Origin of the sequence: Sinorhizobium psoraleae (genome assembly GCF_013283645.1) — a bacterium.
GTDB lineage: Bacteria > Pseudomonadota > Alphaproteobacteria > Rhizobiales > Rhizobiaceae > Sinorhizobium > Sinorhizobium psoraleae.
Genome location: NZ_JABEKV010000008.1, coordinates 160,158 through 174,966, shown reverse-complemented (window position 1 = coordinate 174,966; position 14,809 = coordinate 160,158). Strand labels below are relative to the sequence as shown.

At 61.5% G+C, this 14,809-nt stretch carries 15 protein-coding genes; 7 read left to right on the top strand and 8 right to left on the bottom strand.

Annotated features, from left to right (window positions below; genetic code table 11):
* Positions 1-267: hypothetical protein (locus tag ILFOPFJJ_RS34755; RefSeq protein WP_210267638.1), on the top strand; the 267-nt coding region annotated here is incomplete at its 5' end.
* Between the two features lie 139 nt (positions 268-406).
* Here ILFOPFJJ_RS34755 and ILFOPFJJ_RS29610 read toward each other — a convergent pair.
* The 5 genes from ILFOPFJJ_RS29610 to ILFOPFJJ_RS29590 form a co-directional block, all read right to left on the bottom strand.
* Positions 407-1,315 carry a glycerophosphodiester phosphodiesterase gene (locus ILFOPFJJ_RS29610; RefSeq protein WP_246299894.1) on the bottom strand — a complete coding sequence of 303 codons (909 nt, stop codon included), beginning with the start codon at positions 1,313-1,315 and terminating at the stop codon, positions 407-409.
* Between the two features lie 50 nt (positions 1,316-1,365).
* Positions 1,366-2,430 carry an ABC transporter ATP-binding protein gene (locus ILFOPFJJ_RS29605; protein ID WP_173514084.1) on the bottom strand — a complete coding sequence of 355 codons (1,065 nt, stop codon included), beginning with the start codon at positions 2,428-2,430 and terminating at the stop codon, positions 1,366-1,368.
* A 4-nt stretch (positions 2,431-2,434) separates the two neighbouring features.
* A complete protein-coding gene (locus ILFOPFJJ_RS29600) occupies positions 2,435-3,511 on the bottom strand; it encodes a carbohydrate ABC transporter permease (protein WP_246299893.1) in 1,077 nt (358 codons plus the stop codon).
* 22 nt (positions 3,512-3,533) lie between these two features.
* Positions 3,534-4,487, bottom strand: coding sequence for a carbohydrate ABC transporter permease (locus tag ILFOPFJJ_RS29595; protein ID WP_173514082.1), 954 nt, complete (start codon positions 4,485-4,487; stop codon positions 3,534-3,536).
* 75 nt (positions 4,488-4,562) lie between these two features.
* Positions 4,563-5,936 (bottom strand): ABC transporter substrate-binding protein, encoded by a 1,374-nt coding sequence (locus ILFOPFJJ_RS29590; protein ID WP_173514081.1) that lies wholly within the window; start codon positions 5,934-5,936, stop codon positions 4,563-4,565.
* 247 nt (positions 5,937-6,183) lie between these two features.
* Here ILFOPFJJ_RS29590 and ILFOPFJJ_RS29585 point away from each other — a divergent pair, with 247 nt between their 5' ends.
* The 4 genes from ILFOPFJJ_RS29585 (at position 6,184) to ILFOPFJJ_RS29570 (ending at position 10,506) form a co-directional block, all read left to right on the top strand.
* The gene (locus tag ILFOPFJJ_RS29585; RefSeq protein ID WP_312032752.1) at positions 6,184-7,089 is read left to right on the top strand and encodes a substrate-binding domain-containing protein; all 906 of its coding nucleotides are present in this window, start codon (positions 6,184-6,186) and stop codon (positions 7,087-7,089) included.
* A 15-nt stretch (positions 7,090-7,104) separates the two neighbouring features.
* A complete protein-coding gene (locus ILFOPFJJ_RS29580; RefSeq protein ID WP_173514080.1) occupies positions 7,105-7,914 on the top strand; it encodes a glycerophosphodiester phosphodiesterase in 810 nt (269 codons plus the stop codon).
* Between the two features lie 183 nt (positions 7,915-8,097).
* Positions 8,098-9,615, top strand: coding sequence for a sulfatase (locus ILFOPFJJ_RS29575; RefSeq protein ID WP_173514096.1), 1,518 nt, complete (start codon positions 8,098-8,100; stop codon positions 9,613-9,615).
* 93 nt (positions 9,616-9,708) lie between these two features.
* Positions 9,709-10,506 (top strand): inositol monophosphatase family protein, encoded by a 798-nt coding sequence (locus ILFOPFJJ_RS29570; protein WP_173514079.1) that lies wholly within the window; start codon positions 9,709-9,711, stop codon positions 10,504-10,506.
* 779 nt (positions 10,507-11,285) lie between these two features.
* Here ILFOPFJJ_RS29570 and ILFOPFJJ_RS29565 read toward each other — a convergent pair.
* Positions 11,286-12,002: a Crp/Fnr family transcriptional regulator gene (locus ILFOPFJJ_RS29565; protein WP_173514078.1), complete on the bottom strand. Its 717-nt coding sequence runs from the start codon at positions 12,000-12,002 to the stop codon at positions 11,286-11,288.
* A 272-nt stretch (positions 12,003-12,274) separates the two neighbouring features.
* Between ILFOPFJJ_RS29565 and ILFOPFJJ_RS29560 the strand changes: the two genes are divergently transcribed.
* Together ILFOPFJJ_RS29560 and ILFOPFJJ_RS29555 are read left to right on the top strand one after the other, a co-directional pair.
* Positions 12,275-12,481, top strand: coding sequence for a hypothetical protein (locus ILFOPFJJ_RS29560; protein ID WP_173514077.1), 207 nt, complete (start codon positions 12,275-12,277; stop codon positions 12,479-12,481).
* Positions 12,482-13,010: 529 nt separating this feature from the next.
* On the top strand, positions 13,011-13,748 hold the full coding sequence (locus tag ILFOPFJJ_RS29555; protein ID WP_173514076.1) for a TetR/AcrR family transcriptional regulator: 738 nt from the start codon (positions 13,011-13,013) through the stop codon (positions 13,746-13,748).
* A 45-nt stretch (positions 13,749-13,793) separates the two neighbouring features.
* On the opposite strand, the gene ILFOPFJJ_RS29550 is transcribed toward ILFOPFJJ_RS29555, so the two are convergent.
* Together ILFOPFJJ_RS29550 and ILFOPFJJ_RS29545 are read right to left on the bottom strand one after the other, a co-directional pair.
* Entirely contained in the window at positions 13,794-14,327 is a 534-nt protein-coding gene (locus ILFOPFJJ_RS29550) for a cytochrome P460 family protein (RefSeq protein WP_173514075.1), read from the bottom strand.
* Positions 14,328-14,339: 12 nt separating this feature from the next.
* Entirely contained in the window at positions 14,340-14,657 is a 318-nt protein-coding gene (locus ILFOPFJJ_RS29545) for a cupredoxin domain-containing protein (RefSeq protein WP_173514074.1), read from the bottom strand.
* Positions 14,658-14,809: the final 152 nt, after the last annotated feature.

Below are 14,809 nucleotides of genomic sequence, written 5' to 3'. Positions count from 1 at the left end.
ACGTCTTTCGGCTTCGCCTGCTCAGGCTTTGCATTGGTGTCTTTCGTTCCCATTGAACATCTCCTTCGGAAGAAAGAACGGCGTCGGCAGCTTGGCGGTTCCTGTTTAGTGGCCACGCGGCGGGAATGGTCTCCACCCGCTACTCCTTCCATTCAACGCGATCTTCAACGTTCTTATGATGTCGGCCGCATTCAAGAGTGCGTCTTTAACTTCGGACGCAGGCAGGCTATCAGCGCGCGCGGCGGCAGACACCACCGCAAGCGATAAAGGCACAGAGAGATGCCCCTCCGCCCTCAAACATCGCATAATGTATCAACGGGGACTGCTGCACGCCCGGACCGTTTGCCGTTGCCATTGGCGGCTTGAATTCAGCGCACCTTGACATCGCGGCACCGTTCGCGCGCGGTTATTCGAAGCTGAGATCCGTTGTTGCGTGGATCACGCAGGTCAGCGAGCGGATCAGGCGGAAGATCTCAATTGGAGCGTCGGTCGTGATTTGCCGCACTCTCGATCCTATTAGCCTACGTAGGACAGCGTCGCTGATCTGCCGGCCGGGATTGACTGTCCAGGCGTCAGTTTCGATGCCGAGCTCCAACAGACGCGCGACGAGAGGGAAGCCTCCCTGTTTCTCCGAGGCAACGATAGCATCGAATTGGAGGTAGGCGAGGCTCACGCCGGTCCTGCGCCGCTCGATGTGGCGCAGCAGCCGCTCCGGATCGCGCAGACTTCTCTGGCGGGATACCGCCAGCATCGGATCGTAGCCTAGCCTAGCCCCGGGCATGGCGGCGACGAGACGGCGTGCAGCATCAAGGTGGTGCGATCCGACGACAATCGCGTCCTCTAGCCCGGCGACGGCCGCTGCCGCATCGGCGATTGCGGAATCCGGAAGCGCGTGTCCCTCGAGCAGCTTGAGATCCAACTGAAGGTTGGCAGACGGCGCTCTCGGCAGATTTCGAAGCGGCGCTACCAGCTCGGCAAGCGACAGAACCGGCGCATCGGGGTCTGGACTGCCGCCGGCGTCCCGATGGAAAAGTCCACTCATGGATGCGATCGGGATGCGCGAAATGCGGCCGTGGCCGGTCGTCGAGGGGCCGAGCGTTGGGTCGTGGAGAACCGCAAAGCAGCCATCGGCGGTCGCGAGTATGTCCACCTCGAGGCTGGCGCCGAGCTGCCAGCCGAGGGCGAGGTTCGAGGGCTTGAACGGCGCCTCGGCGAGATGCGTGCGCAGCTTATGCCACTTGAGCCGGACAGGCCCGTAGGGACCCTCGACTGCTACTGGCGGATTTGCCGTATGCTTCATCGTCTCGGTCGCCATACGCGCGCTCCTCTCCGCTTTGGGAAATGACGCAGCTGTCGCTCGACCCGTCAAGCCGGTGCTCGGACATGTGCGCAGGCAATGAGCTTCTGTCGCTCCGTCTCGAACACAAGCGAATTCGCGGGCAGGAAACCGATCCTCACCTGCTCGCCTATCGCGTGCCCGGCGGAGGAGCCCTGTTCAAGCACGCGAACGGCGCCCATTGCGGTTTCGACGACATAGAGGATCTCGCGGCCCATCGGCTCGATCTGCGAAACCCGGCCGGCGAAGCCGGTATCCCCGAATCTGAGGTGCTCCGGCCTCAGCCCGATGGTCAGCGACCCCGACGCGCCCTCGACCGGAAATCTGACGCCATTCACCGTTACCGTGCCGACCTCGGCTTCGCCGGCAATGAGATTGATGGGCGGCGAGCCGATGAAGCCGGCGACAAACAGACTCGAAGGTCTGAGATAGAGGTCGTCTGGTGTCCCGACCTGCTCGATCCGGCCGGCGCGCATGCAGATGATACGGTCGGCCATCGTCGTCGCCTCGATCTGGTCATGCGTGACGAGGACGGTGGTCACGCCGAGCTGCTGCTGCAGCGACTTGATCTCGGTTCGCATCGAAAGGCGAAGCGAAGCGTCGAGGTTGGAGAGCGGCTCGTCGAGGAGCAGCAGTTGCGGCTTCTTCACGAGCGCGCGTGCAAGGGCGACGCGCTGCTGCTGGCCGCCGGAAAGCTCGTTGGGGCGACGCTCCAACAGCTCCTCGATCCGGACAAGTTCCGCGGCGGTCTTCACGCGGGCGAGAGCTTCGTCCCGCGGCGTTTTCTTGAAGCGCAGCGGAAACAGGATGTTGTCGCGCACGCTCATGTGCGGATAGAGCGCGTAGGATTGAAACACGATGCCGACATTGCGGTCGCGTGCCTCCACCTCGTTGACGAGATGGCCGTCAAAGAGAAGCTCGCCGCCGCTCGGAAGATAGATGCCGGCGAGCATGAACAGGCTGGTCGACTTGCCGCAGCCGGAGGGGCCGAGAAGCGCGACGAATTCGCCATCCTCGATGACGAGGTTCATGTCGGGGATCACTTCGACGGCGCCGAAGCGCTTGACCACGTTGCGGAATTCGATCTTCGCCATCCCGTCAGCCCTTCACGCCGCCGATCGACATCTGCATGAGATAGCGCTGCGCCGCGATATAGAGGATGAGGCTCGGAACGAGGTAGAAGACGCCGACCGCAGAGACAACGCCGTAGTCGACGCCCATGACATCATCGCGCACCCAGTACATGTAAAGGCTCATCGTCCAGTTGCTGTTTCTGATCAGGAAGGTGAACACGAAGATGTATTCTTCCCAGCCGCGGATGAAGGTGAAGACGGCGATGGCGAGAATGCCGTTCCGCACCTGCGGCAGTACCACGCTCACGAATGCCTGCCGCCTTGACGCGCCGTCGGTGAGCGCGCTCATCTCGATGTCCCACGGCACAGCGTCGAAGAAACCCTTCATGATGAAGATCGCGAACGGCAGCTCGAACGCGACAAGCACAAGTATCACGCCGGAAAGCGTATCGAGGAGCCCGATCCAGTAGAGCATCAGGAACATCGGCACGATCAGCGTCAGCACGGGGAAGGCGTGGAGCACCAGGAGCCAGCGCAGCATCGAGGAGCGGCCGGGGAACTGAAAGCGCGACAGGTAGTAGGCTGCCAGTGACGCGACGGTGACGACGATGGCGGTTTGCGCGCCGGCGATCAGGATCGAGTTGCCGAAGGCATGCCAGACGTTCGGGAACTGGACCGCGCCTTTGACTTCCCCGATCCGCGACCGCACCACCGAGGCGAAGTCCGGCTCCCACAGGAAGATAAAGTTGCCGACGTGCAGGTCGGGGCTGACCAGCAGGGCGAAGGCAAGCCCGGCGATCGCTGCCACTGCTGCAATGCCAGTCCACAACTGGCGCCGGTTTTGCGCGAGCAGGGCCGTGAGCCAGAAAGCGATGACGGCCGGCACGGCGACAGCCATGGAGCGCCACAGAACCGCAGTCTCGGCAACGCCGGTCCTGGCCGAGAAGGCGATCGTGACGAGCCAGAAATAGGGTAGGATGATCGGCAGCGACACGGCGATCAGGAAGGCGTAGAGGACGACCGCCCTGGTGCGCCGGGCGGCACGCGCCCGCGCTGCCAATGCGTCCCAGCCGACCGCTGGTTCGGATGCCCTGGAAGCCATGGGGATTGCCTGCACGGCCATCTCAGTGCACCTCAATTCGCGGGCGCTGCAGCAGGCGCTCCATATCGAAGAACCGCCAGCCGATCAGCGCCACAACCACGCCGATGACGATGAGGAAAAGCGCCAGCGCCGCCCCGTAGGCGTATTGGCCACTCTCGAAGGCGCGGCGGTACACGTAAAGCGCATAGACGGTCGTGTCGTAGAACGGGCCGCCCTTGGTGAGGAGCAGGATGTATTCGAAGCTGACCAGCAGCGAGAGCGTCTGGTAGATCGTAACGAAGCTGATCGGCCAACGCAGCGCCGGCAGGGTGATGAAGCGTACCTTTGCCAAGGTTCCGGCGCCGTCCACCGCAGCCGCGTGGAACAGGTGCTCGGGGATCCCGCGGATCGCGGCGGTGAAGATGATCATGCCCATCGAAGCACCGATGAAGCCATTCGAGATGATGATGAGCGCAATCGGAGCCGAAGTCAGGAGGTCGAGCGGCGCGTCAAGGCCGAACGCCTGCATGAGCACCTGGTTTACGAGGCCGGCTTCCGTTGGGCTCACCGCCCACAGCCAGAGCAGGATGTAAAGGACCGACGGGCTCATCCGCGGCAGCAGCCACACACCCCGGAAGAAACTGCCGGAAACATTTCTGATCGCAGTGGTGGTGATGGCGAGGATCAGGCCAAAGGTCACATTGAAGATCGCCAGCGTGCCGAAGACGTAGATGAAGGTCAGTCCGATGACCTGCGACAAGCGGCGATCGGTTCTAAAGACCTTCTCGTACTGCTCTGTGGTGAACTCGCTGATGCGGAGCGAGCGGCTGAGGTCGGTGAACGACACTGTGATATCGATGATCACCGGGACGACGAAGAAGAGGACCGTGAGGACGATCGCGGGACCGAGAAAGATCACGAAGTTCGTGCGCCTGCGGGCGGCCGACCCCGCACGGCCGCGTCGTTCGATCGTGAGTTCATCTGTTATCGTCGTCATCGTTTGGCTCGCACGGAGGGCGTCTCGCAACCGTCGACCCCCGCGCCGTGCCGACGGTCGCAAGACCGCTTGGACCTATTTGACGGTCACGTCTTCGAGGGTGGCTGACGCCTCTTCGATGACGAAATCGGCTGCTTGCTGCGCTGACAGCCGTCCCGATTCTATGCCTTGAATTCCGGCAAAGATGATGCCGTTGAGCTCGCCGAACTGCGAGTTGTTGGGCAGGAACTTGGTGATCTTGAGCAGTTCCGTTGCCCTGGCGAGCGGCCAGGCCTTGGCATAGCGCGGATCTTCGAGTTGCTCGGGTTTGATGCCGAGATGTGTCGTTGTGACCGCGTGATCGGTGTTGAGATCAACCGCCGAAGCGTGGCCGAGCAGGCGGACGGCGAGTTCCGGCTCCTTCGTGTCGGCCGCGATCGCATAGACGATCGGATGGGTCAGACTGACCGGCGCGCCGCCCTTCTGGGGTGCCGGCCCGGTGATCCAGCCCCAATCCGCGAAGAAAGCCTTCTCGTCCTGCGGCAGCCCGTAGGTCGGGAACGCGACGCTGCCGAGGTCCCAGATGCCATACATCCAGAATGCGGCGTTGCCGGTGTAGAATTCCTTGCGCAGCGCATCGAATTCCATCGCTGTATTGTTGGCCGGGATGACCTTCTCCTTCACCCCGCGCTCGAACCAACCGAAGGCGGCGGCGAGCTTGTCGCGCTCGAGAAGCAGCTTGCCGGTTGCCGGATCGACGAAGTCGCTGCCGTAGGCCTGGAAGACCATGATGTAGTCCGGACCCTTGTTCGGCCGGTGAAGCACACCGTATTGCGCCTTGGTCTTGTCGACGACCTGCTTGGCGATCTCCAGCACCTCATCCATCGTCAGGTCGCCGGACAACGCCCGCTCCGGCATGGCGTCGACGAAAGCCGCGTCGTAGCCGGCCTCGCGCAGGAGCTTTTTGTTGTAGAAGAACATCCTCGCCTCGGCGTCCTGCGGAATAGCATAGGTGCCGTCGGGACATTTCGCCGATGACCAGAGTGACGGAAAGATCGTGCCGAAGTGCTGAGGGTATTTTGCGATATAATCATCGAGCTTGAGAACGAAGCCATCCTCCTGGAAGGCGCAGATCCATTCATGCGCGGCGATGAAGATATCGGGACCTTCGCCGATGCCGAATACCTTGAGAAGCTGTAGTGCATCGTCGTCGAAGCCCTTGGCGGGGCTCTCGCGCACCGCAACCTCGACGCGCTTGGGCGAGCCCTCGGCCTCGAGCTCCTTGTTCAGCCGCTCGGCAGCCTTGACCACGTTGCCCGGGCGCAGCGGCCCTGATGGATCCTGACGCGACCAGAGCTCGAGCTTCACGGTTTCTTGAGCCGACAGGGGCGTTGCTGCAAGGAAGGCCGCACTGCCGGCCGCCAATGCCGCGCTCAGAAACGCAGCAGTTCCGATTTTCCAGTGAATCATCTGATTTCCTCCCAGCCGCGACACGCGTGCATCGTGTCGTCATTGATTGTTGCAATGCTGTGCAACACGATTATGAATGCGCTTTGGGGAATGTCCAGCGGAGTCGAGCGGTGTCGGATACCAGAGAAAGAAACCCGGGCCGCTTCGTGAGCGCCCACGCAGTCGCTGAGCTTGCCGGTGTGTCACGGTCGGCGGTTCGCGGGCCTTCACTCCTGGCGCAAGCATCGCGCCAGCAACACTGGCGCGGGTGCACGCGGCAGCTGCGGCGCTCGGATACCAGGTCAACGATCTCGCGCGCGGGCTCCTCGCCAACCGGAGCCGGCTGGTCGGACTTGTGACCTCCGACGCCGATACGCCATTCCGGGCCCAGATGATCGCGGCCCTCTCACAGGCCTTGATCGCACGCTCCAACGTGCCGGCGATCATCAATATCGGCCCCACTGCGGACGACGTCGCAAATGCAACCCGACAGTTGCTCCGCTATCGAGCGGAGGCGACCGTCTTCCTCTCGGGTTCGCCGCCGACCAGTCTTGTCGAGCTCACCCGGCGAAATGGGCAACCTCTGATCCTGATCAATCGGGCCGAGACCGGCCTCGACAGCGTCCATTGTGACGACAGGGACGGAGCCCAGCAGGCCTTCGAGGCGCTGCGCCTGACAGGAGCGTCCCGTTTCGCCGTGATCAACAGGGAGAACCCGAGTCCATGCCTTTCCGCCCGCGAGCACGCCTTCACTCATATTGCCACGGCGTCCGGGTTCGAGGCGAAGATCGTTCGGGCGGGTCTTGCCGACTATGATGGCGGACAGGAGGCGGCACGACAGCTGCTGGCGAGCGGGCCGGCGCCCGACGCGGTCTTCTGTGTGAACGATCTCATGGCGTTCGGAACACTCGACCACTTTCGTGGCGCGGGCTTGCGCGTGCCCGACGATGTTTCAGTCATCGGCTTTGACGATGTGCCCATCGCCGCATGGTCTTCCTACCGTCTCACCACTTTGCGGCAGGATCCCCGACGGATCGCCCGGGATGTCGTATCGATACTCGACCGGCGCCTTGCCGATCCCGACTCGCCGCCGATGTCGGTCTACGTGCCGGTAGAGCTCATTGTTCGCGAAACAGTCAGAACGCGCGGTCGAGACGTAGCGCTATCACGGTAGAGGATCAGATCGAATATGGCTTTCAGCTTCCTTGTCCGCGAAGCGGGACGTGTCCATGTCTGTGGCCACCGCGGCTACAGCCTCCATTACCCGGAGAACACGTTGCCGGCGTTCGAAGCGGCAAAAGCCGCAGGGGCGACCACGGTCGAGATCGACGTGGTACTGACCGCCGACGGTGAGCCGATCATCCTGCACGACCTGACTGTCGACAGGACGACCAACGGACACGGCTTTGCGGCCGACCTCAGCCTCGAGCAGATCCGCGGACTGGATGCGGGGACCTTGTTCCCTTCCGCATTCGCCGGAACGAAGATACCGACCGTGGCGGAGGCGCTCGATTGGGCGAAGGCGGATAACATGGGTGTTGTGCTTGAGATCAAGGAGGCGGAGCGCCCGGACATGGCCGTTGATCAGGTGACAGCCTTGCTGCGATCGACGGGTACTCTCGACCGGGTCATTGTCATCGGCTTCGACCATGTGATGCTGAAGCGTGCGGTCGAGCGCCATCCGGATCTCAGGACCGAAGCGATCACCCACGCTCGACACGCCGACCTCGTTGGTGTTTTGAAGGCGTGCAGGGCGAGTTCGGTTTCGATCGAGCTCGACATGTTCCACCCTAACGATGCGAAGGCATTGCATGAAGCGGGCTTCAGCAACCGCGTCCACGTGCCTCGCCCTGACGTGCTCGCCGAGTACTGGCGGGGCGGACGCGATCCCCTGCCGGACCTCGTGCAATGGATCGCCGACGGCCTCATCGACACGATCTCAGGCGACGACGTGCCGTTCATCGCCATGCTCGTCAAGCGCGCCGGCCGCGCTGGCTGAGGCTTTTTCGAAGCGAGCCAACCACAGCCGATAACCCTCGCTGATTCTGCAGATGGCGCGCCGGTGCCCGGGACCATCTACAATCCAGTTGCGGCTGAGCTCTTTTCGGCGAGAATAGGAGGCCGCGACGTTCGGACGACATGCTGCATTCGGCAGCTCTGAATGAGGGACAGCCGAGACACGATGAAGGCCGTCTTCGTACTCTTTGACTCGCTCAACCGCCACGTGCTCGCCCCGTACGGGGGGAAGCGGCTCCCGACGCCCAATTTTTCGAGACTGGCCGAGCGTGCCGCAACATTCGAGCGCCACTACGTCGGCAGCCTGCCCTGCATGCCGGCGCGCCGCGACCTGCAGACTGGGCGGCTCAGCTTCCTTCACCGGAGCTGGGGGCCGCTCGAGCCGTTCGACAATTCCTTTCCGGAGCTGTTGCGCCAGGCCCACTGTTACAGCCATCTCGTCACCGACCACTTCCACTATTTCGAGGACGGTGGCGCCACCTATCACACCCGGTATGACAGCTACGACTTCATCCGCGGGCAGGAGGGCGATCCATGGAAGGCGATGGTGCAGCCACCATGGGAGCGCCTGCGCCAGAAGTATCATGAGCGGCAATTCAGCCAGTCGGCACGCGACAAGTTTCGCCGCAACATCGTGAACCGCGAGTTCATCCAGGACGAGAGCGAGTTCCCGTCGGTGCGCTGCTTCGCCGCCGGACTGGAGTTTCTCGAGCGAAACAGGACAGCGGACAACTGGCTCCTGCAGATCGAGACGTTCGACCCGCATGAACCTTTCACTGCGCCGGAGCGGTTTCGCGAGGCATTCACGACGGGCTGGAACGGCCCGATTCGCGACTGGCCGCGCTACGGCCGTGTCGACGAACTGCCGGAAGAGTGCGAGGAACTGCGCGCCAACTATTACGCCCTCGTAGCGCTTTGCGATTTCCTCATCGGACAGCTACTCGATTATTTTGATCAGCACGACCTTTGGCGCGATACCGCACTTGTCGTCACGACCGATCACGGCTTTCTGCTCGGAGAGCACGATTTCTGGGCCAAGAACCGGATGAACATGTACGAGGAGATCGTGCATATCCCGCTCTTCGTCCACGATCCGCGCCGACTGGGAAGCGCCGGCATTCGACGTTCGGCTCTGACCCAGACCATCGATCTCGCGCCGACATTCCTCGATCTGTTCGGCGTTCCGGCCGTTGCCGAGATGGAGGGGTATTCTCTGCTGCAGTTGTTCGACGCCGATTGCTCGCTGCGGGGCGGGGCGCTGTTCGGCTATTTCGGCGGCGCAATCAATGTGACGGACGGACGCTACACCTACCACCGCTTTCCGCCCGACCCTCGCTCCCAGGAGCTCTACCAATACACACTGATGCCGACGCACATCTGGGAGCCGTTCACCCCGGAAGAACTCGCCGGAGCGTCGCTTCAACAGCCGTTGCCGTTCACGAAGGGAGCGCCCGTCCTCAAGGTACCGGTGATCGAGCGGTCGCCGATGTTCGACAATTACGGTCCCGGCGCGCTTCTTGAGAGTGAAGCCCGACTCTACGATCTTGCCAGTGATCCAGGTCAAAATACGCCCCTCGCTTCCCCGGAGATCGAGGAGGCAATGATCCGAATCATGCGGGATCTCATGCGTGCCAATGATGCTCCGCCTGAAGCTTACGCCCGTATTGCGATTGAAGCTAAGTGAGTTGCCGTTCGGAAATATTGCACCGAGCGCTGCAATCCATCACTGCCGTTGTGGGGTCCGCGTTGTCTTCTCTCTTTATGAAGAGGAAAAACCATGAGCATGCAGGAGGAGGGTCTCGATCGGCGCTTTGCGTTAGCAAAGTCAATTGCCGAGGCGGCGGGGGCGCTCGCGCTCGACTACTTCAACAAGCGCTGCACCCTAGTGATCGAGACCAAGCGCGACATGCAGGACGTTGTCTCGATCGCAGACCAGAATGTCGAGACGCTGATCCGGGAGCGCGTCGCCGCAGAGCTTCCAGAGGACGGGTTCCTCGGCGAGGAGTTCAGCTACGTGGAGGGCGCCTCCGGCTATACCTGGGTTGTGGACCCCATCGACGGTACCGCGCCGTTCGTCAACGGCATGCCGACGTGGTGCGTGTCGATCGCCGTGCTACATGGCGGCCTGCCGGTGATCGGCGTGATCCATGTGCCCTGCGACGGTGAACTCTATGCTGCGGCCGCTGGCAAGGGTGCGACCCTCAACGGGATAAAATTGAGCCTCGATCCGTCGCGTACCATCCAGAACGCCATCACCGGCATTGGTTGCAATACCTATGTCGAGCCGGAGCGGGTGGGCCAGATCATCGCCGCTCTGCTCGCTATAGGCGGCAACTTCATCCGCAATGGCTCTGGAGCGCTGATGCTCGCCTATGTCGCGGCCGGCCGTCTGGTCGGCTACTACGAGCCGCACATGCACGCATGGGACTGCATGGCCGGTTACTGCCTCGTCAAGGAAGCCGGTGGCGACTATCTGTCCTTTCCAACAGAGGGCGAAGCCTTGTTTAAGGGCCACCCAGTGTTAGCCAGCAATCCGACGGCCTATGCTGACTTGTTAGCGATCCACCGCCATTGAGGAGGCAAGGCGTACAGCCATTTGTGTGGTAGGTGGGGAAGGGATTTTCAAAGCCTTTTCAGTGCGAATGCAAAAATACTGCATGCCTTATTCAGGAAGTTGTAAGGAAATGTCCTCAGGCGGGCGGTTGGCGGTTCTCACCCTGCTCGTTGGGATCTTCGTTTGATTGTTGACGTACTTTGCGGCAACAATGGCCCCTGAGCATTATAGGGGCACAGATATGCGGCAGGGGGATCAAAGCGTGAACGCTTGGCCAATTGGCGGGCACCGGCAAGGTCGCAATCGGGTGGAAAGACTAAGCCCGCTGCGACCAGCACGAATGACGGACATGCTCAGATCTCCGCTATTCGGCGGTCAGATACTTCATCAGCGTCACGGATGGGTGGGAGAGCGGTCGCCCGCTGCGGCTGGCACGAACGGCTGCCGTGCACGACAAAGGCGTACTTAGCTCTGGGGCTGTAGACCTCCCTTCATGGCGGTATCTGGATGACGTATATAAGAGAGGGCCATTCAAAATAGCCCAAGCGTGTGGGCTTTTTGGCGGTGGCGCGACGAATGCCGGCCCTGAGCTATTCATGAGTTTTGCGGCGATCCGTCCGGTTCCGTACAGAGCGGATCCAATGGGTGGAGCTATTGGCGTTCGCGGCCTATTCTTCAACCCCGCACTCCAATGGCTTGCATTTGCAACTGGCCCTCGGGCAAACGCTCGGAGGGCCTTTTTCGACTCCCTGCGGCTCGCGACGGCAGCATCATTTGCAGCAGGGCGTATTTTCGCGGGCTCAGAAGAGCGCAGTCATAAGTCGACGGTATTCTGCCTCCGGCTTACCATAGGCATCCCGGGCGAACTCTTCGAGGGCTTGCCTGTTCCGGATAATGATGTTGCCCCTGTTCGAGCGAATGAAACCGTTGCCTTCAAGGACGTGGAGCGACGTTGTGACGCTTGGTCGGCGAACCGCGAGCATCAGCGAAATGAACTCGTGCGTGAGAGGAATCTCGTCGCCTGATACACGGTCGTGACACATCAGCAGCCATCTGGCCAATCTCTCGTCCACCCCGTGCAACGCGTTCGAAATCGCAGTGTAGGTAAGCTGAATCGAGAAGGCCTCGATGCATCGGATCATCACCCTGGCGAAGTTCCGGTTATGATCCATCCACGTCCGGAATGCGCTGAACTCCATCCGGTAGGCGTCTCCTTCGATCTGCATGATGATGTCGTGCACACTGAGCTCTACACCCATAGCGGCAGAAGTCGGGATGTAACCTTCACTCCCGAAGATACCCGCCTCCGCTTTGTTACCCTCAGGCGTCGAGGCGACCAGGGAGCCAATCCCGGACGTGAGATAATAAACATGGTCTATGGGGGCGCCGGCCGTAGCAATCAGAGCGCCTCTAGTCACTTTGACATAGTCGAGTTCAGGCGCAATCTGGTTATAGTCAGGCTCCGGAAGCAGGGCCAGCAACCGGTTGTTAACCGAAGCTTGAGGAGGAATTGCCATTGCCTTCCCCTCAATGGGGAGCCGGCGCACCGCGGCTCTGTCGACCGCTTTCTGCCAAGAAACGCGGATCGGTATCACATTAGCATGCCGGCTGCCCATCGGCTATGTGCAAGCCAGTATCATTCTGAAGTCCAGTCTTCTCCAATCTCGCGGTGTCCGTACGGTTCCAGACCCTTTGTCCTTGGGGCGCAGTATTGACTCGCTATGTCGATCAAGACGCGTAGACTTTCCCCCGGCGACCGAGGCGATCGCCGGGCCAGGAGGAAGAGCTAATGAGACCCCAACGAGTATGCACCCTTGACCCACTAGGGCCTGACGAGCTCGAGATGATTGAGAGCATTTTCCGTCGCGAACTGCAATTGCGGGCATTGCCACTGAAGTCCGAGGAGGCTGAAATACTCGCGGCGAGGCTGATCGGTGCCTATCAGTCAGGAACACGCGATGCTGCAGGCCTGACTGCCGCGGCGGAACGTATGTGATGGGCTGCACCTACCGAGCACCTTGAAGCCCACCTGCGCCTGCTTTCTCACAAGCGTTGCAGGTTACCTGTTCCTCGATAAAATCCGTGTAACTGCTTTTAGCGTCCGTTTTCAACGCCAGCACAGGACATTCCGATCACTATTGGCCGATGCCTGCAACGGGTCGATTGTTTCGGTTCCTATCCGTCGCAGTCGGGTGGCGAGCGGAAGTCCAATGCGAAGAGCCGGACAGCAGCTTTGCGGGACTTAGCTGCCATTCACTAGCGAACTCGACCGGACACACAGGCCCGGAAGCTTGGTATTGCCCAGACCACTGGCCTTGTTAGCGGGGAAGATCACTTTCGCGCCGAAAGTCCAATTTGATTGTTCTCATTTCCATCGCTTCGAGCCTGGACGTATAAAATGGCCAGGCAAAGCTTCTTTCTACAGATCGTCCTCGTCACCACGCTTCGGCACGGGGACTATTATTCTAGGTACGCCCCTTCTGAACGGCAAAGAGGATCGGTTTGGGCATCTATGGGAGCTGGTATTGAGCGCTAAGCCACGTCGGAAGATCGTCGCGATAGAACCGGATAGTGCAGCCGCTGCGGGAGAGCAGCCGAAGCGCCGGCGATTGCCGTCCGACGAACGTCGCGTCGCCATCCTTGCTGAGGCGGCGGCATTGTTCGCGGAAGAGGGCTTCGGAGCCTCGACGCGGAGGTTGGCCTCGCGCCTCGGTATCACGCAAGCCGCACTCTACAAGCATTTCAGGAGCAAGGATGAGATCGTCGCCGCGCTGTTCCAGGAGCGTGCCATGCGTTGGCGCAACGAGGACTGGCGTGCGGCGCTAAACTCGAACGAAGCGCCGCTTGCCGAGCGGCTCGGTCACCTATACGCCGGCTACGTGGGTGCAATCACCGGCCAGTCGATGCGCCTGTTCGTTCGCGCTGGTCTGGACGGCTATGGCCAGCCCGGTCGGCGCGGCGCCGTGCTGACCGCCTCGATCCTCGAGCCGGTCATCGGCGCGCTGAGACGCGAGGCAGGCCTGCCGGACCTTCCGACCCGCCCGATGCAGCACGAGGAGCGCGAAATCGCCATGACGCTGCACGGTTCCCTCATGTTCCTTGCGATCCGCAAGCACGTTTATCGGATGCCGTTGCCGGAGGATCTCACGGAGCATGCCATGCGCCAGGTGCGCCTTTGGCTGCCTGGTGCGATTGCCGAGATGCGGCAGCTCCACGCCAGTCCTCCGGAAGAGATGGTGCCGCAACTTGCCCCTCGGCGGTGAATCGGCGAACGGGCTCGCTCGATCAGATCCACGTTCTGCGGAAAGCTACTTGCCCTCGCGATCCAGAAGATACTTCGCGTAGGTGAAGTTGAAGTCGCGGCCGGCCCGGTTCCGAGGGCAGGAGAAGCATCCGTCGAATTTTGCATCCGCCTTGGGCGCGCCACCGGGCAGGTAGTGCGCATAGTCCCAGTCGCCATTGCGCACCTCTGGCGGATAGGCATCGCCCCAGCCCGTGCGCTTCTCCATGACGAAGATGTTGGTTATCTGGTTGGTAGGCACGAGGCGACCGTCCGGCCCAAATTCAACACTGCCCGAGGCGTCCAGCTTCGCCCGATGATCCTCCATGATGAGGATGGTTCCGTCAGGGGCCGGCTCGCCGGCCTTCGCTTTGGGATGGGTCTCGGGGCTTACGTACATGAAACGAATGGTCTTGCGATCCGGACGGTCCACGGTGTTGTAAAGCACGAAGCGTTCCGCATAGCCACTCGGGAAGGCGACCCTGTCCGGCCCAGCAAGGCTATAACCCACCAGGCCCGTGGCGAAGACGGCGGCCAGGCTGATGGCGACGATCTTGCGCATGTTTCCCCTTCCTTACGGCCTGACGACGACGCGGGCGTGCATGCCCTCGTGGATGGCGCATTCGACATCAAACGTTCCTGACTTGCGGACCGTAAGCGTTGTCTGGCTGCCCGGATCCTGCTTGCCAAGGTCGGTCGAAAAGCCGACCGTCGCTATCAGCACGTTGTGCGCCTGAGTATCGCCATTCACGAAAACGAGGGTGTCGCCCACCTTCGCCTCGATCATCGCGGGCGCGTAAGCCATGCCCGCCATGCCTATGCGGTGTTCGCCGGCATGACACACGGATGCCAAAACAGTGCCAGCCAGGGTGAGAAGAATTACTGCGCGCATGTCTCCTCCCACAGGTTCATGCGTGTTGCAGGTCAAGTAGCCTATCGGTGAGGATCACGGATCTTTGAAAGGTCTCGGGCGGGCTTTCTTGCGAGCCCCAACCTCGTGCGCTTGGCACCTCCTTGTTTGCGACCGGGTGACCGTCACGGGGC

Coding starts and splice junctions, on each gene's coding strand:
- ILFOPFJJ_RS29610 (WP_246299894.1), bottom strand. CDS start 1,315: ATGGCGACCGAGACGATGAAGCATACGGCAAATCCGCCAGTAGCAGTC.
- ILFOPFJJ_RS29605 (WP_173514084.1), bottom strand. CDS start 2,430: ATGGCGAAGATCGAATTCCGCAACGTGGTCAAGCGCTTCGGCGCCGTC.
- ILFOPFJJ_RS29600 (WP_246299893.1), bottom strand. CDS start 3,511: ATGGCTTCCAGGGCATCCGAACCAGCGGTCGGCTGGGACGCATTGGCA.
- ILFOPFJJ_RS29595 (WP_173514082.1), bottom strand. CDS start 4,487: ATGACGACGATAACAGATGAACTCACGATCGAACGACGCGGCCGTGCG.
- ILFOPFJJ_RS29590 (WP_173514081.1), bottom strand. CDS start 5,936: ATGATTCACTGGAAAATCGGAACTGCTGCGTTTCTGAGCGCGGCATTG.
- ILFOPFJJ_RS29580 (WP_173514080.1), top strand. CDS start 7,105: ATGGCTTTCAGCTTCCTTGTCCGCGAAGCGGGACGTGTCCATGTCTGT.
- ILFOPFJJ_RS29575 (WP_173514096.1), top strand. CDS start 8,098: ATGAAGGCCGTCTTCGTACTCTTTGACTCGCTCAACCGCCACGTGCTC.
- ILFOPFJJ_RS29570 (WP_173514079.1), top strand. CDS start 9,709: ATGAGCATGCAGGAGGAGGGTCTCGATCGGCGCTTTGCGTTAGCAAAG.
- ILFOPFJJ_RS29565 (WP_173514078.1), bottom strand. CDS start 12,002: ATGGCAATTCCTCCTCAAGCTTCGGTTAACAACCGGTTGCTGGCCCTG.
- ILFOPFJJ_RS29560 (WP_173514077.1), top strand. CDS start 12,275: ATGAGACCCCAACGAGTATGCACCCTTGACCCACTAGGGCCTGACGAG.
- ILFOPFJJ_RS29550 (WP_173514075.1), bottom strand. CDS start 14,327: ATGCGCAAGATCGTCGCCATCAGCCTGGCCGCCGTCTTCGCCACGGGC.
- ILFOPFJJ_RS29545 (WP_173514074.1), bottom strand. CDS start 14,657: ATGCGCGCAGTAATTCTTCTCACCCTGGCTGGCACTGTTTTGGCATCC.